Raw genomic sequence first — 22,758 nt, 5'->3', positions numbered from 1 at the left:
AGACTGGGGTCAATGCTGGCTCGGATTTCCTATCTTAGTGAGTCAACCTTGCTATGTTCAATCGATGGTTAGTCTGATTGAACCTGATACCCTTGTATCCAATTAAAACATGGTTCTTTGGTAACATGTTATTAACGTTTACAATTTGAGTATAAGTGAAAAAACTCACTTTGGTCTTTACATTTGCCACTATTTTTTTGCAGTTTGATGTCAGCCACGACAATACAAAAAAAACTTAGGATTTCCTTGTAATTGGCGTGACCTGCATCACGCCTTCAAGTAAGATTAGCGACCTTTCACCCTAGGGTGAAAATGAGCAATATTTGCTCTATCACCTACTATTATTTGGGCGGGGTTTTGAGCTTAGTTTTCGACTGAGTTACCGTTTGAATGACCAAAAGATATCGATACGAGTTGAGGTAGTCTCTCTATGACATTTGCTTTAGGGCAGCGCTGGATTAGCGATACGGAAAGTGATTTAGGTTTAGGTACGGTCGTCGCATTGGATGCGAGAACAGTGTCTCTTATGTTTGCTGCATCAGAAGAAAACCGTGTGTACGCACGCAGTGATGCGCCAGTCACCAGAGTTATCTTTAATGTTGGCGATGTCATAGATAGCCAAGAAGGTTGGACGCTTCTAGTTGAAGAAGTGCTCGAAGACCAAGGCGTATTAACGTATGTCGGTATACGTCAAGATACAGAAGAGCAGGGCGTTTCATTGCGCGAGATCTTCTTGAGCCATCAAATTCGTTTTAACAAGCCGCAAGACAAATTGTTTGCAGGTCAAATCGACCGAATGGATAACTTTGTACTGCGCTATCGTGCACTAAGTAATCAATACGAACAACACAAAAGTCCAATGCGCGGTCTTTGTGGTATGCGTGCAGGCTTGATTCCTCACCAGCTCTTTATTGCTCATGAAGTGGGTCGTCGTTATGCGCCACGTGTATTGCTAGCTGATGAAGTTGGTCTCGGTAAAACCATTGAAGCAGGTATGATCATTCACCAGCAAGTGCTGTCTGGCCGTGCTCAACGTGTTTTGATTGTGGTACCAGAGACACTACAGCATCAATGGTTGGTAGAAATGATGCGTCGTTTCAATCTGCATTTCTCTATTTTTGATGAAGAACGCTGTATTGAGGCATACGCAGAAGCGGATAACCCGTTTGATACTCAACAGTTTGTCCTATGCTCTTTGGACTTTTTACGTAAGAGTCGTAAACGTTTTGAACAAGCATTGGAAGGCGAATGGGATCTGCTGGTCGTAGATGAAGCGCACCACCTTGAGTGGAGTCAAGACAATCCAAGTCGTCAGTACCAAGTCATTGAAGCGCTGGCCGAAAAGACACCGGGTGTCCTTTTGCTAACAGCAACACCAGAGCAGTTGGGACGCGAAAGCCACTTTGCACGATTGCGCCTTCTCGATTCAGACCGTTTCTTTGATTATGAATCTTTCGTTAAAGAAGAAGAGCAATATGCGCCAGTTGCCGATGCAGTAACAGCTCTGTTCTCAGGGGAAGCGCTGAGCAATGAGGCGAAAAACCAAATTACTGAGCTATTGTCTGAGCAAGACGTTGAGCCATTGTTCAACGTTCTAGATAGCAATGCCAGTGATGAAGAAAAAGCCACGGCACGTCAAGAGCTTATCGACAACCTAATGGATCGCCACGGTACTGGACGAGTGCTGTTCCGAAATACGCGTGCCGCGATTAAAGGCTTTCCAAAGCGTAACGTAAACCTTGTGCCGATGCCGATTCCACAGCAATACACCACCTCTATGCGCGTATCAGGCATGATTGGTGGCAAGATGGCACCAGAAGCACGCGCGATGAAAATGCTTTACCCTGAAGAGATTTTCCAAGAGTTTGAAGGCGAAGACTCTAGCTGGTGGCAGTTCGATTCTCGTGTTAACTGGCTGATTGAAAAGATCACAGCAAAGCGCAGCGAGAAAGTGTTGGTGATTGCATCACGTGCAAGTACCGCTCTTCAGCTTGAGCAAGCGTTGCGTGAACGTGAAGGTATCCGTGCAACTGTGTTCCATGAAGGTATGTCGATTCTTGAACGTGATAAAGCAGCAGCCTACTTCGCTCAAGAAGAAGGTGGTGCTCAGGTCTTGATCTGTAGTGAAATTGGTTCTGAAGGTCGTAACTTCCAGTTTGCGAACCAACTGGTGATGTTTGATTTACCATTCAACCCAGACTTGCTAGAACAGCGTATTGGCCGTTTGGACCGTATTGGTCAGAAGCGTGATATTGACGTGCACGTTCCCTATTTAGAGAACACCTCTCAAGCGATACTAGCACGTTGGTTCGATGAAGGACTCAATGCATTTGCTGAGACGTGTCCAACGGGACGTATGGTGTATGACCGCTATGAAGAGAGCATTATCAACATGCTTGCGAGTGGCGATACGACCGAGCTGGATGAGGTGATTGAAGGCTCAAGACATTACAACCAAGAGCTTAAGCATGAACTTGAGCAAGGCCGTGACCGTTTACTTGAGATGCATTCTAATGGTGGTGAAGCAGCGCAAGAGATTGTCGAAAAGATTGCAGCGACCGATGGCGATACTAACTTAGTCACATTCGCACTGAGTTTGTTTGACACCATTGGTTTAAACCAAGATGACAAAGGTGAAAACGCTCTGGTGGTGACGCCTTCTGAGCATATGATGGTACCGAGCTATCCAGGCCTACCGTATGAAGGAGCAACCATTACGTTTGACCGTGATACGGCGCTTTCTCGTGAAGATATGAACTTTATTAGTTGGGAACATCCAATGATTCAGGGCGGTATCGATCTCGTGATGAGTGAAGGCGTAGGGACGTGCGCCGTTTCGCTTCTGAAAAACAAAGCACTGCCAGTCGGTACTATCTTATTGGAGTTGGTGTATGTTGTGGATGCGCAAGCACCAAAACAGAGTGGTATTAGCCGCTTCTTACCACCAACACCGATTCGCTTGATGATGGATGCTCGCGGTAATGATCTCTCTTCACAAGTAGAGTTTGAAGGCTTCAACCGTCAGCTCAGCCCTGTGAATCGCCATTTGGGCAGTAAGTTGGTGACGTCTGTTCAAGCCGATGTTCATCGATTGATTGAATCGGGTAATGAGGCGGTAGAAGAGAAAGTCGTGGCGGTTCGCGAGCAAGCGCATAAAGTAATGTATGCGAGCTTGAATGGTGAACTAGAACGCTTACAGGCGCTAAAAGCGGTGAACCCAAATATTCGTAACGAGGAAATCGAAGCGATTGAAGCTCAAATCAAAGAGCTTGATGGTTATATTGCGAAAGCACAAGTCCAACTGGATTCACTACGTCTGATCGTTGTCAGCCACAACTAATAACACAAAATAGGGCGCAGATATCTGCGTCCTACTTCATTGTGATGCGGTAAATTATTATGGCCATGCTTAGCTACACACCTCCAACAGATCCTTGGATAGACACTGTATTTGAAGATGAACATATTCTCGCGGTAAACAAACCTTCAGGCTTGTTATCTGTGCCAGGGAAAGCGCCCGAGCATTATGACAGTATGTGGAGCCGTCTTGTTGAGGTGTATCCCGAGATTCAAGTAGTGCATCGTTTAGACATGTCGACCTCTGGGCTGATGTTACTAGCGAAAAACAAAGAAGCAGAACGTTCTCTAAAGAAACAATTTCAGTATCGGCTTACTCATAAAGTTTACTATGCGCGAGTTTGGGGAACACCTGCTGAATCGGAAGGGTTAATCGATTTACCGCTTATTTGTGATTGGCCGAATCGCCCAAGGCAGAAAGTGTGCTACGAACATGGCAAGCCGTCGCAAACATACTACCAAGTGGTAAAGCAGGAACAACAGACAAGTATTGTGCGTTTATTTCCTATTACCGGACGTTCACATCAACTAAGAGTGCATTTATTGGAACTGGGGCATCCTATCGTTGGTGATGAGTTTTATGCCCATGAAGAAGCGCTGATGTTCTCAGATAGATTAGAGCTGCATGCGGCAGAGCTGTGTTTCTACCATCCTGAAACTGAAAAGCTACAATCCATTTTCGTGCCATGCGATTTTCATCAAGTGTCTGAGTCATTAGTGGTGCAACATTTTGACCCCGCGCCAGATTTACCGGATTATAAGACCTTGCCTCGGTCATAAAGTGTGTGGCCGTACGACATCAAGGAGAAGTCATGGCCACTAAGAAAATTGTCTTTTTAGATCGTGATACCATTCCAGGGTCCATCACGATTCCTACTCCAAATTTCGCACATCAATGGGTCGAGTATCAGTCGACCTCGCCTGAACAAGTCTTAGAGCGTATTTATGATGCGGATGTCGTCATCAGCAATAAAGTCTATTTAGGTTCAGACATTCTTAAACAGGCCAAGCAAGTAAAACATATTGCGGTGGCTGCTACTGGGGTTAATAACGTCGAGCTTGATTACTGCGCGCAACGCGGCATTAACGTTACCAATGTCCAAGGTTATGCGACTCAATCGGTGCCTGAGCATGTGATTGCATTGCTATTTACTTTGATGCGAAATATTCCTGCTTACCACAACGATATCCGCAATGGTGAGTGGCAACGCCAGAATAAGTTCTGTTTCTTCACTCATCCTATTCAAGATATTGCTCAATCTACCTTAGGTATTATTGGTAGTGGAGCCCTAGGGCAGGCGACAGCGACACTTGCTAGAGCAGTTGGTATGAAAGTGCAGTTTTCCGAACGCAAAGGTGTAACACAATGCCGCGAGGGCTATGTACCTTTTGAACGATTTTTGAAAACTAGCGATGCCATTGCCCTTCTGTGTCCTTTGACCGAGGAAACAACCAATCTTATCGATAGTGAAGCATTGTCGAAAATGAAGTCTACGGCGATATTGATTAATACTGGACGTGGTGGCTTGGTTAACGAAGCGGATTTGGTTTGTGCTCTAAAGGAGAATCACATTGCTGGAGCAGGAGTGGATGTGTTTACAGAAGAGCCTGCGCCTCAAACGAATCCTCTAATCGAGAATATGGATTTGCCCAATCTCATTTTAACGCCGCATGTCGCATGGGGAAGCCGCTCTTCCATAGAGAAGCTTTGTGAAATATTAGTGAGTAATATTGAAGCGGTAGAACAAGGCAAAACGCAAAATAGAGTGGTCTAGAAATAACTCGCCCCACGTAAAGTGGGGCGAGGAAATTAATCTGCTTGTGGTTTAACGACCAGTACATTGATGGGTGAGTTCTGAACCACTTTACTTGCAACAGAGCCAAGAACTACCTTGTCGATCTTAGAGCGTTTGTGACTTGGCATAACAATTAAGTCTGCGCCTAAGCGCTCCGCATAATCAAGTATAGTTGCATAAGGCTTACCCTCAGCAACATGAACTTTATAGACGACTTCATCAGGGATGTGCTGATCAGCAAATGATTTAAGTTGCGCTTTGACATCATTTTTCATTTGCGAGGCGGCATCTTTAGGGAAATACGTAGCCACCATAGACATATGGATACCCGGCAGAACATTTAGTAAATGCACTTCGGCATTAGAGTGCTTAGCATGCCATACCGCGATTTCTACAGCTTTGTCTGAAAAGCCTTTATCGTTTAAATCGACAGGAACAAGGATTTGCTTGTACATGTGTTTTCTCTTTTTGGTTTGTACCCTACTAGCATAGGGTAAAGCATACGCTTGGCTAGTTTTATCCGTTCCGTATTAAGGTTTTTAGGCTCTGGGTTCAAAAGCGAGTCCAGAGCCTGATACCTTTATGCGCTCAAGTTTTCACGACGAGCACGACGCTTTTGGTTCATCGCCATCGCGAGAAGCAAGAGCAACGCAGGTACAAATACCCACTCTTTCATTGGTCTATCGGCATCCTGCACAATAGATTTTATTTCCCAGTCAAAGTCTAGACCGGATGCTTCTGCTGGGCTTCCAAACTCAACCATATCGATGATCATTTTATCAGCATCTTTGTCGAGCATTAGTCCCATCGAAGCGATACGCTCTTCTGCGGTGACAGCGCTATCATCAAAAGGTAGTCGAACGGTTTTTTCAACGTACTTACCTTCGAGGGTTTCACCTGCAACACGTAACTCGATGGATTGTCCAACATTTAGCTTCTCAACAACTTGAGCTATCTCAACACCTGGCGAAAGAACTTTCGCAGGGAAAGCCATATCCCACCAAAAACCTGGTCTGAAGAAGGTAAACGTTAATACAAGTAGCAATACAGTCTCCCACCACTTGTTCTTAGTAAACCACCAACCTTGAGTGGCCGCTGAGAAAATAAGCATCGCAATAATCGCAGAGATAACCGTCAGAGCAAGGTGCCACCACGAGTCAATTCCCATCATCAATAATTGAGTGTTAAAGATGAACATGAAAGGCAAAATTGCAGTTCGAATATCGTAGGTGAAGCCTTGAATACCGGTGCGAATTGGATCGGACTTAGCAATTGCAGCTGCGGCAAAAGCAGCAAGACCAACTGGTGGTGTGTCATCGGCTAAGATGCCGAAGTAGAACACAAATAGGTGAACGGCAATCAGTGGGATGATCAAACCGTGTGCTGCACCCAATGTGACGATAACAGGCGCCATGAGAGTTGAAACAACAATGTAGTTTGCTGTTGTTGGTAGACCCATCCCGAGGATAAGAGAGATGACGGCGGTAAATAGCAGCATCAAGATAATGCTACCACCTGAGATAAACTCAACGAAGTCGGTCATTACAAGGCCGATACCCGTGAGTGTAACCACACCCACTACGGTACCCGCAGCAGCTGTCGCCACACCGATACCAATCATGTTGCGTGCACCAGACACTAGGCTTTCTGCCAAATCGACAAAACCAGCTTTGATCTCTGCATTGACATCACTGGTTTTCGACATGATTGCGATCAGTGGGCGCTGGGTAATCAGAATGAAGATCATAAAGACCGTTGCCCAGAACGCTGAGAGACCCGGAGAAAAGCGCTCAACCGTCAAACACCACACTAAAACCACGATTGGCAGTAGGAAATGTAAACCAGACTTGATGGTTGGACCCGGATCTGGCACTTCAGTAAGTTCTGCATCAATTTCAATACCACCTTCTTTCGCATACTTAGCTGAGACGCGCAGTAACGCGATATAAGATATCAAGAGCACAACACCTACGATTGGGGTCGCAGCGTCACCAAACACGTCTTTGGTCCAGCCAATGCCGTAGTACACCACAGCACTAATGACACAAAGACCAAGAATGGTGCCGGTAAATGATAAGAGACTTTGAACTAGCGTCGGGTTATGGCGGCGCGGTAGGCCAGTCATACCCGCTTTGCAAGCTTCAAGGTGAACAATGTAAATCAAAGCGATATAAGAAATCAGCGCAGGTAGTAGCGCTGCTTTGATTACTTCAACGTATGAAATCCCCACATACTCAACCATCAGGAATGCCGCAGCGCCCATGATCGGTGGCGTTAGCTGACCGTTGGTTGATGCAGCAACTTCCACAGCCCCCGCTTTCGTCCCTGGAAAGCCAACGCGCTTCATTAGAGGTATGGTAAAGGTACCTGTAGTTACTACGTTGGCGATGGAAGAACCAGAAACCAAGCCTGACAGACCTGATGCCACAACGGCCGCTTTTGCGGGACCACCACGCATGTGACCTAATAGAGAAAATGCGACTTTAATAAAGTAAGCACCTGCTCCAGCTCGCTCCAACATGGCTCCGAACAAAACGAATAAGAATACAAATGACGTTGAAACACCAAGAGCAACACCAAATACACCTTCTGTCGTTAGCCACAGGTGTGACATCGCTTTGTTTAAGCTTGCGCCTTTGTGAGCGATAACATCCGGCATGTATGGACCGCCAAAGGTATACAACAAGAATACTGCAGCGACGACCATTAGCGGCGGACCTAAAGCACGACGTGTTGCTTCAAGTAGTAGAACCATACCTGTACAGGCAACGACAATGTCCATTGTCGTTGGTGCGCCCGAGCGGCCTGCTAATTGAGTGTAAAAGAGGTAAATGTAGGCAGCAGATAAACTACCTGCCAGTGCTAAAATCCAGTCGATGGCAGGGATTCGATCGCGCGGTGACCCCTTCATTGCAGGATAAGCGGTAAACGCTAGAAAAATAGCAAACGTTAAGTGAATTGAACGTGCTTCTGTGTCGTTTAGTACGCCAAAGTTAAAAATGAACGGCAGTGGGGATGCGTACCAAAGTTGAAATAGCGACCAACATAGTGGAACAAACCAAAGTATTTTTGCGGGAATCCCTTTCGGGCTTCTTGCTCCAGTGTCAGCTTGTGCGACCATTTCTTGCACATCTTGCGACGGTTGTGTTGTCTGCGTCATGTACTTTTTCCTTTATTATTTTATGGTCCAGTGTTTTTCAAACAAAATGAACGAACCATATTTCGCATTTAACATTGTAGTCAATGGATGCAAACGTGTGGTTTTAGTTGTGTTTCTTAAGGCTCTAAAAATGACGGGCTTGGAAAGAGAGCCCAAATAGCCACACCAATTGGGTTAATTGGTGTTGATTGTTTTGAGTGATACTCATATTAGAAAAGTGATAGGGGAAGGGAGCCTTCCCCTACGGAGTCGTCTTACTTAAGAAGACCAACTTCTTTGTAGTACTTCTCTGCACCTGGGTGAAGAGGAATAGATAGGCCTGCTTGTACCATGTCTTCCTTCTTCAGGTTAGCAAATGCAGGGTGCAGACGTTTGAACGTGTCAAAGTTTTCAAACACTGCTTTTGCAACGTTGTAAGCCACTTCATCAGAAACATCTGATGTGGTTACCATTGTTGCTGCTACACCAAAGCTCTTCACATCTTGATCCGTGCCACGGTACATACCTGCTGGTACATTGCTGTACGCGTAGTATGGGTTTGCCGCTACGATCTCATCGATTTGTGCGCCTGTTGCTGGAACTAGCTTAGCATCACAAGATGTTGTTGCTTCTTTGATTGATCCGTTTGGATGACCAACCACATAAACGAATGCGTCGATTTTATTGTCACAAAGTGCTTGAGAACGCTCTGAACCTTTAAGCTCTGATGCAAGTTTAAAGTCTGCGTTGGTCCAACCCATTGCATCCATAACAACGCCCATTGTCGCACGGTCACCTGAGCCTGGGTTACCGATGTTCACGCGCTTACCTTTAAGGTCAGTTACGTTTTCGATACCAGCATCAGTGCGAGCGATAATGTTGAATGGTTCTGTGTGCAGAGAGAACATTGCACGAAGCTTTTTGTAAGGGCCTTGCTCTTCAAATTTGCTTGTGCCGTTGTAGCCGTGATATTGCCAGTCAGATTGAACGATACCGAAATCTAACTCACCAGCACGCATTGTGTTGACATTGTAGATAGAACCACCAGTGGACTCTACTGAACAACGAATATTGTGTTCCTTACGGCCTTTATTCACAAGCTTACAGATTGCGCCACCAGTTGGGTAATAAACACCTGTTACCGAACCTGTACCAATTGTGATGAACTCTTGAGCGTTAACAGCGCCAGTGCCCATAACTGCAGCGGCAATAGCACCAATTTTAACAAGTTTCTTAAATGCCATGAATTTCCCTTCCTTATTCATTATTAGCCCTGAATAACTATAGATGTCTTCAGAGGTTTCCTATGTGGAAACGGCATCTTTTTCAATCCATATGTTGAAAAAGTGGCGCAATCATACCAAAAAAATTGGCAGAAAATTACTGAATTGTTAATGAATATAGGGGAATTGTCTGTGCTAGAGGATTTAGAAGGATAGGGGTGATTAGGGTGTTATTCAATAAAAACAGGTAATTAGGTGTTTTTTGTGGCTTATTTTTCGATTTATCAAGATGTGATATAAATCACGGAACAATCATGTTCCGTGATACTTTATTCTAAATGTTAATGTTTAAAACTTAGCCAGCGTAATCAAATAGATCACATACCGATTCAAACAATTGCTGGGTAGACACACTCAAGGTTGGTGTGATGAAGATGGTATCGTCGCCTGCAACGACCCCTAGAATCCCTTCTGCTTTACCCAAAGAATCGAGCAATCGAGCAATCAACTGTGCAGCACCTGGGCCAGTGTGAATAACGACGATAGCGTTGTTGTAATCTATATCAAGAACCAATTCACGTAGAGAGCTAGAGACAGTTGGAACGCCAAGCTCTGCTGGTAGGCAGTACACCATTTCCATTTTTGCGTTGCGGGTCCTCACTGCGCCAAACTTAGTCAACATGCGTGACACTTTTGATTGGTTGATGTTCTCAAACCCTTCAAGTTTTAATGCGTCGACAATCTCGCCCTGAGAACCAAAACGCTCTTCTTTTAGTAACGCTTTAAACGCGCGAACCAGGTTGTCTTGTTTGTCATTATTGCGCATAAACGCCTCTTATTTTTGTTCAACTAGCAGTGATCCGGCTATTGTGGCACAGAACCTCGATCTTGACCAAATAATCCATGGTTTATGCCAACGGTATCACTATTATCAATGCTGAAGTTAGCGATGATAACCTTATAATTAGCAAGGGGAAAAATGGGTTCTCATCACCCTCTTGTCATGATAGCGTAGTAGCACGTAATCAGTGAGTTGCGCGAGCTCGCAAAGCTGAGGTTAATTGATTGTAATCGATTAGTGATTACTATAACTTTTTAGCTAATCGACGAAAAATTACCCTACAAGACTATTAATAAGAGATATAAATCTCAAGGAGAACTCCCATGAAAGTAGCTGTTATTGGTGCCGCAGGTGGCATCGGCCAAGCCCTAGCCCTATTGCTAAAAAACCGTCTTCCTGCTGGTTCTGATCTAGCCCTGTATGATATTGCTCCCGTCACTCCAGGTGTTGCAGCTGATCTAAGCCACATCCCAACGCCTGTTTCTATTAAAGGCTATGCGGGTGAAGATCCAACACCAGCACTTGAAGGTGCTGATGTGGTTCTAATTTCTGCGGGTGTTGCGCGTAAGCCAGGTATGGATCGCTCAGACCTATTCAATGTCAATGCAGGTATCGTTAAGTCATTGGCCGAGAAAATCGCGGTCGTGTGTCCTACTGCTTGTGTTGGTATCATCACTAACCCTGTTAACACCACAGTGCCTATCGCAGCTGAAGTCCTTAAGAAAGCAGGTGTGTATGACAAGCGTAGACTGTTCGGTGTGACGACGCTTGACGTTATTCGCTCTGAGACATTTGTAGCTGATCTGAAAGCGAAAGATCCAGGTGATATTCGCGTACCAGTTATTGGTGGTCACTCTGGTGTGACTATTTTACCGCTACTTTCTCAAGTTGAAGGTGTTGAGTTTACTGCGGAAGAAGTAGAAGCGTTAACTAAGCGTATTCAAAACGCTGGTACTGAAGTGGTTGAAGCGAAGGCGGGTGGCGGCTCTGCGACCTTGTCTATGGGTCAGGCAGCGTGTCGCTTTGGTTTAGCTCTTGTTAAAGGCCTTCAAGGCGAAGAGAACGTTATTGAGTGTGCTTATGTGGAAGGTGATGGTGAGCACGCTCCATTCTTCGCACAACCAGTTAAGCTAGGTAAAGACGGCGCAGAAGCTATCCTTAGCTACGGTGAACTCAGTGATTACGAGAAAGCAGCACTAGATGGCATGCTAGAGACGCTTAATAAAGATATTGAAATTGGTGTAGAGTTCGCTAAGTAAACTCCTACATTAATTTAAATAGCAAAAGCCGGTCTTTTTAAGATCGGCTTTTTTGATCTATACCCTATAAGACTCCGTAATAAATCGGAGCGGGGAGGAAGGGTCATGGAAATGAAAGATGTAGTAAAAGGTATGTGGGTGGATTCACAACATGGCGCTGGAAGAGTGCTTGTTGTCGACGAGCAGTCACAGTCCGTTTTGGTCGAACCAATCGGAAGCGAGGAGCAATGGGCACTATCTGTTGACGAAGTCGAAGAAGAGCTGCAGCTTCATAACGGTTGTGATAAATACTACTAAAGCTTGGTCTCAGAAACGGAAAAGGGCAGTGATGCACAATCACTGCCATTTGACCTTATGCCGTTCTTTTCACTGCCATGTAGGCAAGCGCGATTAAGGCTTCTTTATATTCACTGTCAGGCACGATAGAAAGTGCTTCAATGGCCTTATCAGCTTCTTTAAAAGCCATGTCTTCAGTGTACTTTAATGAGCCCACACGATTCATTGTTGCCATAATGGTATCGAGCTTATCAATCCCATTACCTTTTTCAATTGCTTCGCGAATCATCGCACTTTCGTGTTCTTCACCGTGCTGCATGGCGTGGATAAGCGGTAATGTTGGTTTACCTTCAGCTAGGTCGTCACCGACATTTTTACCCATGTCTTCACCCGTAGAGGTGTAATCCATGACGTCATCAATAAGCTGGAACGCGGTTCCAAGGTACTTACCGTAATTCTGTAGTGCAAGTTCGACTTCTGGAGAGGCATCGTTGAGGATAGCTCCAACTTGAGTCGCGGCTTCAAACAAACGTGCCGTCTTAGAGTAGATGACTTGCATGTAGCTTGCTTCAGAAGTATTAGGGTCATTGCAGTTCATTAGCTGCTGAACTTCACCTTCTGCGATGACATTCACGGCATCACTCATAAGCTCTAAAATGCGCAATGAGCCAAGACCCGTCATCATTTGGAAAGAACGAGTATAGATGTAGTCACCTACTAGAACACTCGCAGCGTTACCAAAAGCAGCGTTTGCTGTTGCTTTACCTCGTCGCATATCAGACTCATCTACTACGTCGTCGTGCAATAACGTCGCAGTATGGATGAACTCAATAAACGCAGCAGCCGTTGTATGTGCGTTACCTTGATATCCTAAAGCTTTCGCTGAAAGCAACGCGAGTAGCGGTCTTAAGCGCTTGCCGCCACTACTTACAATATAGAAACCAAGTTGATTGATTAGACTAACTTCTGAGTTTAATTGTGCTTGTATTGTTTCATTCACTTTTGCCATATCATCGGCAGTCAGTGCTTGGATAGCTTTAAAATCCATTACGTACCCGGTTGAGCTTAGAGCCAATAAGGCTTAGTCGTTGGTTATAATCTGTGAATAATACACTAAAAAACGTTGATTAATACATGGTGAAAGGGCATTATTGCCGCACTTTTCATTGGCGATTAGTGTTTCGCCAATTTTTTCAAAATATGGCTTGTCATAGGGTAATCATTCGCGTAGAATCTGCGCCCTATTGATGATTAGTTTAGCGCACACCCTATTTGTTGAAATAACAATCAAAAGGCTGTGCGGAAAAAGCGGAGTAAAATATGTACGCTGTTTTCCAATCTGGTGGTAAACAACACCGTGTAAGCGAAGGTCAAACTCTTCGTTTAGAGAAATTAGACGTTGAAACTGGTGCAACTGTTGAATTTGATAAAGTTCTTCTTGTTGCTAACGGTGAAGACATTCAAGTTGGCGCTCCTCTTGTTGAGGGCGGCAAGGTAGTTGCTGAAGTGGTACAACACGGTCGTGGCGATAAAGTAAAAATCGTTAAGTTCCGTCGTCGTAAGCACTCTCGTAAGCAACAAGGTCACCGTCAGTGGTTCACGGAAGTGAAAATCACTGGCATCAACGCTTAATTCGATTAGGAGAGTTTAACAATGGCACACAAAAAAGCTGGTGGTTCTACTCGTAACGGCCGCGATTCAGAAAGCAAACGTCTAGGTGTTAAGCGTTTCGGTGGTGAGTCTGTTCTTGCAGGTAACATCATCGTACGTCAACGTGGTACTAAGTTCCACGCTGGTACTAACGTTGGTATCGGTAAAGACCATACTCTTTTCGCTCTTACTGAAGGTAAAGTGAAATTCGAAGTTAAAGGTCCTAAGAACCGTAAATTCGTTAGCATCGAAGCTGAGTAATTTTAGCGCTAAGCTAAATTACGAATAAGCTTTCTAGCTGAATTCAAAAGCCCTGCCGAGTCGGCGGGGTTTTTTATTTATATGGGCAGTCGATAGAGACGAGTCTCTAGGCATAGCTATGTTGAAACAACAAGCTCTGTACCATGGGGAATCGTCTCTGTCATCTGCTAAAATGTAGTGATAATTGATTGAGCCCACAAAGTGATCTTATGTCTTTTCGGCAGGATGGCTTTGGTGGTGGGTAGCGAAGAAGTAGTCGGAGTAAGAGATGAAGTTCGTTGATGAAGCGGTAGTAAAAGTCCAAGCGGGCGATGGCGGTAGCGGTGTCGTTAGTTTTTGGCGTGAAAAATTCGTAGCGAAAGGTGGTCCTGACGGTGGCGATGGCGGCGACGGTGGCGACATCTATATCGAAGCAGATGAGAACCTAAATACGCTCATTGACTATCGCTTCCAACGCTTTTACGAAGCTGAGCGTGGCGAAAATGGTCGCGGTGGTAACTGTACTGGTAAGCGTGGTAAAGATAAGGTACTTAAAGTGCCTGTCGGTACTCGAGCTGTAGATATTCACACTAATGAAATCGTTGCTGAAGTTGCTGAACATGGCAAAAAAGTGATGGTTGCAAAGGGTGGTTGGCACGGCCTAGGTAATACTCGATTTAAGTCATCGGTTAACCGAGCTCCTCGCCAGAAAACACTGGGTACTAAAGGCGAAATTCGTGAATTGCGTTTAGAGCTGTTGCTACTTGCTGACGTGGGTATGCTTGGTTTGCCAAATGCGGGTAAATCAACATTTATCCGTGCAGTTTCGGCGGCTAAGCCAAAAGTAGCCGACTATCCATTTACTACACTGATCCCTAGTTTAGGTGTGGTTAGCGTTGTTCCTGAGAAAAGCTTTGTTGTGGCGGATATCCCAGGTCTGATTGAAGGTGCCGCAGACGGTGCTGGCTTAGGTATTCGTTTCCTTAAGCACTTAGAGCGCTGCCGAGTATTGCTGCACATGATCGATATTATGCCTATCGATCAAAGTAACCCTATCGAGAACGCACTGACGATTATCGATGAGCTAGAGCAGTACAGCGAAAAGCTAGCGGATAAACCGCGCTGGTTAGTATTCAATAAAGTCGATCTTATGCCAGAAGAAGAAGCGAATGAAGTGATCCAAGAGATCCTCGATGCACTTGGTTGGGAAGATGAGTACTTCAAGATCTCTGCAGTGAATAAGCAAGGAACTAAAGAGCTTTGCTATAAGCTTGCTGACTTTATGGAAACACTGCCACGCGCTGAAGAAGAGATTTCTGAGGAAGAGAAAGTCGACTTTATGTGGGACGATTACCACAAAGATGCAATGTCTGGTAAAGACGTGATTACTGAAGACGATTGGGATGATTGGGACGACGAAGAAGATGACGGCCACGTTGTCTACGTCCGTGACTGATTGTTACCTCAATGATTTAAAAAGCTGCAAAGTTACTTTGCAGCTTTTTTTGTACTCAAATTATTTCAGTGTGGCTTGTACTAAGGCAAACTAATACAAACTCTCTTTTCTCCCCCTTTATGCTAAAGGAAGCCTTTTAAATGGATTTAAATCGGCGAATTTCGGATGTGGATGCTCTGATATTTAAACACTACCGTGTTGTACATGGCATTCGGATTTCCGTGGCATTCGTTTTAACTCTAGCTTTAACCAGTTATTTTCAGATTCCCGAAAGCACCTGGATACTCATTACGTTAGTAGTAGTGATTGGCCCTATCTCGTATTTAGGTAATGTTTTACCACGAGCTTGGCATCGCACTATGGGAACGATTATTGGAGCATTGTCAGGGATTACCGCCATTTTACTTGGACAATGGTCAATGTCGGCTATGTATGCTTGGTGCGGCGCTGTGATGTTTTGTAGTGCCTATTTTGCGTTAGGTAAACGCCCTTATGTGGGTTTGCTGATTGGTATTACCCTTGCGGTCACTATTGGAGCAGGTAATCACGATATTGAAGTTGCGTTGTGGCGTGGTCTTGATGTAACGATTGGCTGTGTATTAGCGGTGTTGTTTTGCATTATTTATCCGCAAAGAGCGTTTATTCATTGGCGCATGCGTCTAGGCGCCACGCTGGACCGGTTTGCTAAGGTCTATCAAATATCCACATCATTGAACATGCTTGAACAGCCGAACCTTGAGCGCTATCAGCAAACGCTAATGAAGGAGATGGTAACCTTGAGAAGTCTCATTTCTCCTTCAGTTAAAGAGTCAAAGCTAAGTGCACAATTATTAGAAGCGATTCAAGTACAGCTTCGCAACATGCTTTACTCTATTGAACTTTTGAACACCTCTTATTGGAGCGACAGGCACAGTCATTTGAATATGCTTTGGTCCAAACCCCTTAATGATTGCCAGAAAATCATTGAGAAAGAGTTCGAAGCACTTGCAACATTAATAATGACCGGGAAATTAGAGACCGAGCTTTCAGGTAAAGAAATTGCGACAGCAAGAGAGGCCTTAAAAAACAGTTTGCCAAAGATTGATGGTGAGGAGACGAGCATCAATGGCTACTTATGGCTTAACTTGAAGCTAATGGAAGACCTTGTAAGCCTAAAACGACTGTTAGTTTATTCGCTGAATCTGTCTCAAGAGTAGTTTTCACAAATTTGTTGTTTTCTGTCAATCGTGCCCCAGTTTTTAGTTCATCAACAATGAAAATGCCCCTAAAATGGATTCAATACTGAATGACCACGAAAAAACTGGAATGGATTCTAAGCAACGAGCCGTCTCTCGGCTGATTGCGCAAGCAGGGCAAATGTTACTTGCTCATGGCGCAGAAAGTACGTTAGTTGGCGATATTACTCGAAGAATGGGTATTGCTGCTTCTATGGACGAAGTAGAAGTATCACTGTCAGCAAGTTCATTAGTGATTACCACGGTTTACAAAGAACATTGTGTTACGACGGCAAGACGAAGCCCAGATCGTGGGCTTAATATGCGTGTTGTGACTCAGGTTCAACGTATCTGTATCATGATGGAGAAAGGCATTCTTGACTATCAACTAGCTCAGAAAAAACTGAATAAGATCAGTCCTGAACGCTATAATCGTTGGCTAGTCGTGGTGATGATAGGGCTATCATGCGCTGCTTTTAGTCGTCTCGCTGGCGGTGACTGGTCAGTGTTTGCAATGACTTTTCTAGCTTCAGCCGTTGGTATGACGGTACGTCAAGAAATCGGCCATCGCCATTTTAACCCACTCTTAAACTTCTCCGTCACGGCGTTTGTTACCACACTTATTTCTGCCCAAGCAGTTATCTATAGCATCGGAGCGCAGCCTCAGCTAGTGATGGCGTCATCAGTGCTCATGTTAGTCCCCGGCTTTCCACTAATTAACTCTGTTGCTGATATGGTCAAAGGTTATGTCAACATGGGGATCGCTCGTTTTGTGTTTGCCAGCTTATTAACCCTAGCAACCTGCTTGGGGATAATTGGTGCCATGAGTCTGACGGATGTTCTAGGGTGGGCTCAGTAATGACAATAGTGGAATTATTATTTGCTCTGCTTAACGACATGTTCTTTGCCGCTATTCCAGCAGTAGGGTTTGCGTTGGTATTTAATGTTCCTCAAAATGCGTTAGCTTATTGCGCGATTGGTGGGGCAGTTGGCCATGGCTCTCGCTTTTTGATGATGCATTATGGTGTTCCGATTGAATGGGCTACTTTTTTTGCCGCAACGATTGTCGGTATGATTGGCGTTCATTGGTCGCATAAGTTTCTAGCTCATCCTAAAGTGTTTACGGTGGCCGCGCTAATACCGATGGTTCCTGGGGTGTTTGCCTATAAAGCTATGATTGCTATGGTGGAAATCAATCATCTTGGTTATACCCCAGAGCTTCTGGCTACTCTAATGGAGAACTTCCTAAAGGCGATGTTTATAATTGCTGGTTTGGCTATTGGTCTTGCCATGCCGGGGCTGTTATTCTATCGCAGCCGACCCGTCGTTTAATTAGGAATACAGTACCTCAATGATTATTAGCATGATTGCCGCTATGGCAGACAATCGAGTCATAGGCAAAGATAACCAAATGCCTTGGCACTTACCTGCCGACTTTATCTGGTTCAAAAAGTGCACCATGGGAAAACCCGTTATTATGGGTAGAAAAACCTATGAATCTATAGGGCGCCCTTTACCTGGTCGTCAAAACATTGTTGTTAGTCGAAATTCTGAGCTTCGCATAGATGGAGTGGAGACGGTAACTTCATTGGAACAAGCTTTGAGCTTAGTGAATGATGTGGAAGAAGCGATGATCATTGGTGGCGGTAGCTTTTACGAGCACTGTATGCCGATGGCAAACAAGCTTTATCTAACCTATATCGATGCAAATGTTGATGGCGATACTCAATTTCCTGATTGGGGAGAAGGCTGGAAACAAGTGCATAGTGAGCAATATCAAGCGGATGAGAAAAACGCGTACGACATGCAGTTCGTCATTCTTGAGCGCTAATATTCGCCGCCTAAGAGAGGTTTCTTAGGCGTCTTTTATTGAATATTTAACCTAAGGCTGGTTGTTCAAAAACGGCCTTATCTTCCCAACGAATCATAGTAAGGCTACCTCCCCAAACACACCCGGTATCCAATCCTATAACCTGTTCACTGATGTAGCCTCCTAGTGCTGCCCAATGCCCAAAAATTACGGTTTTATTAAGCGAGACTCGATTTTTTAATTGGAACCACGGAACATATTCTAGAGGGTTTACGTCGCTAGGAGGTAGCTTACAGGCCATATCTAAGCGCCCATCTGGATAACAAAAGCGCATTCGGGTGTAGGCATTAATGATGTAACGCCAACGTTCGAAACCGGTGAGTCCTGATTGCCAGAAGTCGGGGTCATTGCTGTACATATTATGGATGAGTGCTTGCCAATCATCACTTTGTAGTTGTTGCTCAACTTCTCGAGCATTGACTCTCGCCTGTTCTAAAGTCCACTGAGGAGAAATACCTGCATGACAAACGACAAATTCATCATGTTCTAAGAGCAAAGGCTGGTGTCTGAGCCAGTCTAATAAATCTGTCTTGTCTAGAGCTTCTAAAATCGGAAGTGTTTTGTCTTTGGGTTTCGCTTTGTGTACGCCAAGCGATACGGCTAATAAGTGAAGATCATGATTGCCCAGACAGACTTTTGCAGCCTCTCCCATGGCTTTGACGAAGCGGAGTGTTTCCAGTGATTTAGGGCCTCTAGCGACGAGATCTCCGGCAATCCAAAGGGTATCTTTTTGTTTGTCGAAATGACTTTTCGACAACAGTAGTTCCAATTCATCCAAGCAACCTTGAATGTCACCAACAATGTAATTTGCCACAAAAAACCTTAATTTAGAATATTGGGAATAGCTAAGCGGAATGGCTCTATTTCGGTAATGAATTCTTTGCCGTTGGCATCGATCATTATGTAATGACCTTGCATCACGCCAACAGGTGTCTCAATAGCCGTGCCACTGGTATACGTGTACTCATCACTTTTTTCGATTATTGGTTGTTGGCCGATCACACCTTCACCCTCGACACTGATCTGTTTTCCGTTAGCATCAGTAATCAGCCAACGTCGACTCATTAATTGCACAGTTTGCTGACTTAGGTTTTTTATCGTGATGACGTAAGCAAAGACAAAGCGCTTATTGTCTGGGTCAGATTGCTCTTCAACGTATTTGGTATGTACTTGGCATTTCACGCATGGCGAAGTTGTATCCATATGACTCTCCTATGCTGTTGAAAGGGCTACCTATTCACTATGACAAAAAAAAACGCCCATTAGCAAGCTAGTGAGCGTTTTTTAATGAATTAGTTATGATTTTCATCTAACCAGTTAGCCATGGCTACGAACTGTTGTAATGTTAGATTCTCTGGTCGCATAGAAGGGTTTACGCCCAGTTCTTCCAGCGTTTCTGCTGACATAAGAGACTTGTAGCAATTACGAACGGTTTTACGACGCTGGTTAAAGCCATCGCGACAGACTCTATCTAGCCATTTCAAACTAGTCGCAGGATAAGGTAGTTCTTCATAAGGAACCAATCTTACTACCGCTGAATCTACTTTCGGTGGCGGAACAAATGCTGTAGGTGGTACTTCAAGTACTGGAACCACTTTGCAGTAATACTGAGCCATAACCGTCAGACGGCCGTAAGCTTTTGTGCCTGGACCGGCGGCAAGGCGGTTCACCACTTCTTTTTGTAGCATAAAGTGCATATCTTGGATGTCTTTATGGAACTCAAACAAGTGGAACATCAAAGGTGTAGAGATGTTGTACGGCAAGTTACCGAAGATACGCAGCTTGTTATTTGGATTAACAAGTTGAGTAAAGTCAAAACGCATAGCGTCACCTTCATGAATGGTGAGCTTATCTCCCAAATCTGGGTGATTGCGTAGACGCTCTGCAAGATCTCGGTCTAATTCAATAACTGTAAACTTGTCGACTTCTTTACCTACTGGTTCAGTAATCGCACCAAGGCCTGGGCCAATCTCAACTAAGTTTTGACCTGGACGTGGATTAATTGCTGATACAATTCCGTCGATAACGTAAGGATCATTTAGGAAGTTTTGACCAAAACGCTTTCTTGCTTTGTGCCCTAGGTGGACATCATTTCTCATTGTCTGCTCTCTACTAAATCTATTGCGTACGCCAGTGCTGTCTCAAAGCTGCCAAAATCTGCTTGGCCTGTGCCAGCAAGATCCAATGCAGTGCCATGATCGACCGATGTCCTTATAAAGGGTAGACCAAGAGTTATGTTTACTGAACGACCGAAGCCTTTGTATTTAAGTACAGGGAGAACTTGATCGTGATACATGCCTAAGACAGCATCCGCATCGCGTAAATATTTGTCATTAAATATCGTATCGGCGGGTAATGGGCCGATAAGTTGATAATCTTTTTCTGTGCGAAGTTTCTCTAGGGTAGGAGTGATAGTTTCTATCTCTTCCATACCTAAGCAGCCATCCTCACCTGCGTGAGGGTTGAGGCCACAGACATAGATATTGGGTTTGGTAATACCAAACTTGGTGACCAAGTCGTGATGCAATATATCAACAATGCGTGTAACACGCTCTTCGGTGATGGCAGCAGGCACTTCCGATAATGGAAGGTGAGTTGTGACAAGTGCGGTTCTTAATCCTTCCGTTGCCAGCATCATGACCACAAGTGGTGTATTTGATACTTCTGCAAAGAACTCAGTATGGCCACTAAAGCTGACACCTGCTCGATTGATCACCCCTTTATGCACAGGGCCGGTGACAATAGCATCAAATTCACCTTTCATACAGCCTTTTGCTGCTTTTTCTAGGGTATTTAACACGTATTGTCCATTCGCTTCGTCTAACTTTCCTGCTTTGGCAGGGACTTGCAACGGCTCATGTAAAATAACCAAGCGGCCTTTGCAATGTGAATCATAAACCGTCGGATCATAATCGAGTAGGTCGATCTCAATGCCAAGCTGCTGTGCACGCTCGGCAATTAAGTTCTTATCAGCACAGATAACCACCTGATGTGGCCAGTCTCGCTGTGAGAGAGCAACCGCGAGATCGGGGCCTATACCTGCGGGCTCTCCGGCGGTAACAACAATACGCTTAGTTGGCATTGTTATCTTCCTCATCATCGTTCACCATTTCTACGAATGCACTGGCGCGAAGTTCTTGAATCCAGGCCGAAGCTTCTTCATTGAACTTACGATTAAACAAGATGCGGTATGCGCGGTTCTGCATGGCTGAGCCTGTCTTGTCTACATCTCTACGATCTAGAACTTCGACGATGTGCCAACCGTGTACGGTTTTAAATGGCTTACTGATTTGGCCAATAGGCAAGGTTTCAACCTGGTGCTTGAACTCCGGAACGTATAGTTCTGGTGTTTGGTAACCCAGTTCGCCGCCTTGGACAGCTGAGCCAGGGTCTTGGCTATATTGCTCGGCCATTTCAGCAAAGGTAGATTCACCAGATTGAACTTTAGCGATGATATTGTTGAGCTCTCTTTGAACCCCTTCATCACTTAAAATAACCGTAGGTTTGATAAGAATGTGTCGTGCGTTCACTTCAGTAACAGACACCGTCTCTAAGCCTTTAACGTCTTCAATTTTTAAGATGTGAAAACCAACACCGCTGCGGAATGGACCAATAATAGTGCCTTTAGTTTGCATCTTAATTTGGTCAGCAAAGATGGTTGGCATCTCTTCTTTACGCATCCAGCCCCAATCACCGCCTTCTAGCGCTTTCGGACCTTTTGAGTAGGTATATGCCATAGTGGCAAAATCTTCACCTGATTTTAGGTGTGCAACTAGATCCTTCGCTTGCTGCTCTTGAACGCTTTTATCTTCGCCATCATTAAAGCGCAATTGAATGTGACGAATCTTATAGGTCACAGTGGCGTCGCTTTCTTTAGCAAGCAGCTCTGCGAGGTTATCGACTTCAGCTGGTAGAATGTTGATTCGTTGTCTTACCATAGCGTTACGAGCTTCACTGGCGGCGATTTCATCACGAATTTGTTCACGAAATGCTTCCCACGTTAGTCCTTCTTCACGTACGGTTTGGCGAAGTTGCTCGATGGTTTGATTGTTGTTTTTAGCAATATCGTTAAGCGTGCTTTCTAGTCGGTTATCATCGATACGAACACCAATGCGATCAGCTTCTTGTAACTGCAGCTTTTCTAAGATCAGTTTATCGAGGATTTGCTCTTGGATAATATCTGCAGAAGGTAGCTCTTGGTCATTCTTACGAGCGTTGGCAGTAAGAGTCTTAGTGGCAGAATCAATATCACTTTGTAGGATAACGCCATCGTTGACGATAACACGAACGCGATCAAGCTCAACGGGCTCGGCAATGGCATGTAAAGCCATAACCGACAAAAGACATGTTGAAAGGAGTTTGCTTATAAATTTCATCGATATTCCTAGTGAAAACTTCACAGACTAAGAGTCTGTGAAGTTGATAAAGTTCCTAATT

The 22,758-nt window shown here is 44.7% G+C and carries 22 protein-coding genes; 12 read left to right on the top strand and 10 right to left on the bottom strand.

Annotated elements, in window-relative coordinates; genetic code table 11:
* The first annotated feature begins 430 nt into the window (after positions 1–430).
* From rapA to L2W36_RS01500, 3 genes are read left to right on the top strand one after another with little or no spacing between them, the layout of a single operon-like run.
* On the top strand, positions 431–3,340 hold the full coding sequence (gene rapA / locus L2W36_RS01510) for an RNA polymerase-associated protein RapA (protein ID WP_236109153.1): 2,910 nt from the start codon (positions 431–433) through the stop codon (positions 3,338–3,340).
* 59 nt (positions 3,341–3,399) lie between these two features.
* Positions 3,400–4,137, top strand: a complete 738-nt coding sequence (gene rluA / locus L2W36_RS01505) for a bifunctional tRNA pseudouridine(32) synthase/23S rRNA pseudouridine(746) synthase RluA (RefSeq protein ID WP_236109152.1) — start codon at positions 3,400–3,402, stop codon at positions 4,135–4,137.
* A gap of 32 nt (positions 4,138–4,169) precedes the next feature.
* Complete coding sequence (locus L2W36_RS01500) at positions 4,170–5,132, top strand: D-2-hydroxyacid dehydrogenase (RefSeq protein ID WP_236109151.1); 963 nt, start codon at positions 4,170–4,172, stop codon at positions 5,130–5,132.
* A 35-nt stretch (positions 5,133–5,167) separates the two neighbouring features.
* Here L2W36_RS01500 and L2W36_RS01495 read toward each other — a convergent pair whose 3' ends face one another.
* From L2W36_RS01495 to argR, 4 genes are all read right to left on the bottom strand, one after another.
* Positions 5,168–5,608, bottom strand: coding sequence for a universal stress protein (locus L2W36_RS01495; protein ID WP_006072878.1), 441 nt, complete (start codon positions 5,606–5,608; stop codon positions 5,168–5,170).
* Positions 5,609–5,733: 125 nt separating this feature from the next.
* Positions 5,734–8,313, bottom strand: a complete 2,580-nt coding sequence (locus L2W36_RS01490) for a TRAP transporter permease (protein WP_171389586.1) — start codon at positions 8,311–8,313, stop codon at positions 5,734–5,736.
* 254 nt (positions 8,314–8,567) lie between these two features.
* On the bottom strand, positions 8,568–9,536 hold the full coding sequence (locus tag L2W36_RS01485; RefSeq protein ID WP_006072880.1) for a TAXI family TRAP transporter solute-binding subunit: 969 nt from the start codon (positions 9,534–9,536) through the stop codon (positions 8,568–8,570).
* 334 nt (positions 9,537–9,870) lie between these two features.
* Entirely contained in the window at positions 9,871–10,341 is a 471-nt protein-coding gene (gene argR, locus L2W36_RS01480) for a transcriptional regulator ArgR (protein ID WP_006072881.1), read from the bottom strand.
* A gap of 338 nt (positions 10,342–10,679) precedes the next feature.
* On the opposite strand from argR, the gene mdh reads away from it, so the two are divergent.
* Positions 10,680–11,615 carry a malate dehydrogenase gene (gene mdh, locus L2W36_RS01475; protein ID WP_038229161.1) on the top strand — a complete coding sequence of 312 codons (936 nt, stop codon included), beginning with the start codon at positions 10,680–10,682 and terminating at the stop codon, positions 11,613–11,615.
* Between the two features lie 105 nt (positions 11,616–11,720).
* On the top strand, positions 11,721–11,912 hold the full coding sequence (locus L2W36_RS01470) for a hypothetical protein (RefSeq protein WP_031496916.1): 192 nt from the start codon (positions 11,721–11,723) through the stop codon (positions 11,910–11,912).
* Between the two features lie 55 nt (positions 11,913–11,967).
* Here the strand turns inward: L2W36_RS01470 and ispB are convergent, their stop codons facing one another.
* Positions 11,968–12,939: an octaprenyl diphosphate synthase gene (ispB, locus tag L2W36_RS01465; RefSeq protein ID WP_062456728.1), complete on the bottom strand. Its 972-nt coding sequence runs from the start codon at positions 12,937–12,939 to the stop codon at positions 11,968–11,970.
* Positions 12,940–13,211: 272 nt separating this feature from the next.
* Between ispB and rplU the strand changes: the two genes are divergently transcribed.
* From rplU to folA, 7 genes are all read left to right on the top strand, one after another.
* Positions 13,212–13,523 (top strand): 50S ribosomal protein L21, encoded by a 312-nt coding sequence (gene rplU, locus L2W36_RS01460; RefSeq protein ID WP_006074830.1) that lies wholly within the window; start codon positions 13,212–13,214, stop codon positions 13,521–13,523.
* Between the two features lie 21 nt (positions 13,524–13,544).
* The gene (gene rpmA / locus L2W36_RS01455; protein ID WP_004409945.1) at positions 13,545–13,802 is read left to right on the top strand and encodes a 50S ribosomal protein L27; all 258 of its coding nucleotides are present in this window, start codon (positions 13,545–13,547) and stop codon (positions 13,800–13,802) included.
* A 268-nt stretch (positions 13,803–14,070) separates the two neighbouring features.
* Positions 14,071–15,237: an Obg family GTPase CgtA gene (cgtA, locus tag L2W36_RS01450; RefSeq protein ID WP_038229165.1), complete on the top strand. Its 1,167-nt coding sequence runs from the start codon at positions 14,071–14,073 to the stop codon at positions 15,235–15,237.
* 140 nt (positions 15,238–15,377) lie between these two features.
* Positions 15,378–16,433 (top strand): FUSC family protein, encoded by a 1,056-nt coding sequence (locus tag L2W36_RS01445; RefSeq protein ID WP_236109150.1) that lies wholly within the window; start codon positions 15,378–15,380, stop codon positions 16,431–16,433.
* Between the two features lie 109 nt (positions 16,434–16,542).
* Positions 16,543–17,310 (top strand): threonine/serine exporter family protein, encoded by a 768-nt coding sequence (locus L2W36_RS01440; protein WP_031493074.1) that lies wholly within the window; start codon positions 16,543–16,545, stop codon positions 17,308–17,310.
* On the top strand, positions 17,310–17,783 hold the full coding sequence (locus tag L2W36_RS01435; protein WP_006074835.1) for a threonine/serine exporter family protein: 474 nt from the start codon (positions 17,310–17,312) through the stop codon (positions 17,781–17,783). Before L2W36_RS01440 ends, L2W36_RS01435 begins: the two co-directional genes overlap by 1 nt.
* A gap of 19 nt (positions 17,784–17,802) precedes the next feature.
* A complete protein-coding gene (gene folA / locus L2W36_RS01430) occupies positions 17,803–18,282 on the top strand; it encodes a type 3 dihydrofolate reductase (RefSeq protein ID WP_107306321.1) in 480 nt (159 codons plus the stop codon).
* Between the two features lie 46 nt (positions 18,283–18,328).
* On the opposite strand, the gene L2W36_RS01425 is transcribed toward folA, so the two are convergent.
* The 5 genes from L2W36_RS01425 to surA form a co-directional block, all read right to left on the bottom strand.
* Complete coding sequence (locus tag L2W36_RS01425) at positions 18,329–19,135, bottom strand: symmetrical bis(5'-nucleosyl)-tetraphosphatase (protein ID WP_124940631.1); 807 nt, start codon at positions 19,133–19,135, stop codon at positions 18,329–18,331.
* A gap of 8 nt (positions 19,136–19,143) precedes the next feature.
* On the bottom strand, positions 19,144–19,524 hold the full coding sequence (apaG, locus tag L2W36_RS01420; RefSeq protein WP_006074838.1) for a Co2+/Mg2+ efflux protein ApaG: 381 nt from the start codon (positions 19,522–19,524) through the stop codon (positions 19,144–19,146).
* 89 nt (positions 19,525–19,613) lie between these two features.
* Positions 19,614–20,420: a 16S rRNA (adenine(1518)-N(6)/adenine(1519)-N(6))-dimethyltransferase RsmA gene (rsmA, locus tag L2W36_RS01415; protein ID WP_006074840.1), complete on the bottom strand. Its 807-nt coding sequence runs from the start codon at positions 20,418–20,420 to the stop codon at positions 19,614–19,616.
* Positions 20,417–21,403, bottom strand: a complete 987-nt coding sequence (gene pdxA / locus L2W36_RS01410) for a 4-hydroxythreonine-4-phosphate dehydrogenase PdxA (protein ID WP_236109149.1) — start codon at positions 21,401–21,403, stop codon at positions 20,417–20,419. Before pdxA ends, rsmA begins: the two co-directional genes overlap by 4 nt.
* Positions 21,393–22,697, bottom strand: coding sequence for a peptidylprolyl isomerase SurA (gene surA / locus L2W36_RS01405; RefSeq protein ID WP_236109148.1), 1,305 nt, complete (start codon positions 22,695–22,697; stop codon positions 21,393–21,395). The genes pdxA and surA overlap by 11 nt, the downstream gene beginning before the upstream one ends.
* Positions 22,698–22,758 lie beyond the last annotated feature (61 nt).

This window comes from Vibrio sp. McD22-P3, assembly GCF_021568915.1.
Lineage (GTDB): Bacteria > Pseudomonadota > Gammaproteobacteria > Enterobacterales > Vibrionaceae > Vibrio > Vibrio mediterranei.
Note: the sequence above shows the minus strand (reverse complement) of the source record. Positions and strands in the feature narration are given on the sequence as shown.

Coding starts and splice junctions, on each gene's coding strand:
- rapA (WP_236109153.1), top strand. CDS start 431: ATGACATTTGCTTTAGGGCAGCGCTGGATTAGCGATACGGAAAGTGAT.
- rluA (WP_236109152.1), top strand. CDS start 3,400: ATGGCCATGCTTAGCTACACACCTCCAACAGATCCTTGGATAGACACT.
- L2W36_RS01500 (WP_236109151.1), top strand. CDS start 4,170: ATGGCCACTAAGAAAATTGTCTTTTTAGATCGTGATACCATTCCAGGG.
- L2W36_RS01495 (WP_006072878.1), bottom strand. CDS start 5,608: ATGTACAAGCAAATCCTTGTTCCTGTCGATTTAAACGATAAAGGCTTT.
- L2W36_RS01490 (WP_171389586.1), bottom strand. CDS start 8,313: ATGACGCAGACAACACAACCGTCGCAAGATGTGCAAGAAATGGTCGCA.
- L2W36_RS01485 (WP_006072880.1), bottom strand. CDS start 9,536: ATGGCATTTAAGAAACTTGTTAAAATTGGTGCTATTGCCGCTGCAGTT.
- argR (WP_006072881.1), bottom strand. CDS start 10,341: ATGCGCAATAATGACAAACAAGACAACCTGGTTCGCGCGTTTAAAGCG.
- mdh (WP_038229161.1), top strand. CDS start 10,680: ATGAAAGTAGCTGTTATTGGTGCCGCAGGTGGCATCGGCCAAGCCCTA.
- L2W36_RS01470 (WP_031496916.1), top strand. CDS start 11,721: ATGGAAATGAAAGATGTAGTAAAAGGTATGTGGGTGGATTCACAACAT.
- ispB (WP_062456728.1), bottom strand. CDS start 12,939: ATGGATTTTAAAGCTATCCAAGCACTGACTGCCGATGATATGGCAAAA.
- rplU (WP_006074830.1), top strand. CDS start 13,212: ATGTACGCTGTTTTCCAATCTGGTGGTAAACAACACCGTGTAAGCGAA.
- rpmA (WP_004409945.1), top strand. CDS start 13,545: ATGGCACACAAAAAAGCTGGTGGTTCTACTCGTAACGGCCGCGATTCA.
- cgtA (WP_038229165.1), top strand. CDS start 14,071: ATGAAGTTCGTTGATGAAGCGGTAGTAAAAGTCCAAGCGGGCGATGGC.
- L2W36_RS01445 (WP_236109150.1), top strand. CDS start 15,378: ATGGATTTAAATCGGCGAATTTCGGATGTGGATGCTCTGATATTTAAA.
- L2W36_RS01440 (WP_031493074.1), top strand. CDS start 16,543: ATGGATTCTAAGCAACGAGCCGTCTCTCGGCTGATTGCGCAAGCAGGG.
- L2W36_RS01435 (WP_006074835.1), top strand. CDS start 17,310: ATGACAATAGTGGAATTATTATTTGCTCTGCTTAACGACATGTTCTTT.
- folA (WP_107306321.1), top strand. CDS start 17,803: ATGATTATTAGCATGATTGCCGCTATGGCAGACAATCGAGTCATAGGC.
- apaG (WP_006074838.1), bottom strand. CDS start 19,524: ATGGATACAACTTCGCCATGCGTGAAATGCCAAGTACATACCAAATAC.
- rsmA (WP_006074840.1), bottom strand. CDS start 20,420: ATGAGAAATGATGTCCACCTAGGGCACAAAGCAAGAAAGCGTTTTGGT.
- pdxA (WP_236109149.1), bottom strand. CDS start 21,403: ATGCCAACTAAGCGTATTGTTGTTACCGCCGGAGAGCCCGCAGGTATA.
- surA (WP_236109148.1), bottom strand. CDS start 22,697: ATGAAATTTATAAGCAAACTCCTTTCAACATGTCTTTTGTCGGTTATG.